We start from the raw sequence: 382 nt of genomic DNA, 5'->3' as shown, positions 1-382 counted from the left end.
CAAAAAACCCGTCACATTGCTGTAACGGGTTTCTTTAATTTGAAGCCTGGTAATGTCCTACTTTCACATAGCAAATGCTACACTATCATCGGCGCTGTTTCGTTTCACTACTGAGTTCGGCATGGGATCAGGTGGGTCCAAAACGCTATTGTCACCAAGCAAATTAGGTGCAAAGAATCAATGACAAGCACGTAGTGCTACCATTTTCTTTGCGCAAGGTGCCTCAACTTTAACGCTACGCGTTAAGAGTCACCTCTTGAATTTGGAAAATATCTGATAATATTTTTTAAGTCTTTCTAAGTAATATCTACTTTAGTCATATTAACCTCTGTCAAACTGTCGCATAAAACGCGTTTGGCGTTGTATGGTTAAGCCTCACGGG

General features: G+C 40.8%; 1 rRNA gene. It reads right to left on the bottom strand.

What is annotated here, in order from left to right:
• Window positions 1–44: 44 nt before the first annotated feature.
• Window positions 45–159: ribosomal RNA gene (gene rrf, locus H5115_RS20030) — 5S ribosomal RNA — on the bottom strand.
• Window positions 160–382: the final 223 nt, after the last annotated feature.

The sequence above is a fragment of the Pseudoalteromonas sp. SR44-2 genome, from assembly GCF_014163745.1.
Classification (GTDB): domain Bacteria; phylum Pseudomonadota; class Gammaproteobacteria; order Enterobacterales; family Alteromonadaceae; genus Pseudoalteromonas; species Pseudoalteromonas distincta.
This window is presented reverse-complemented; position numbering and strand designations above follow the sequence as displayed.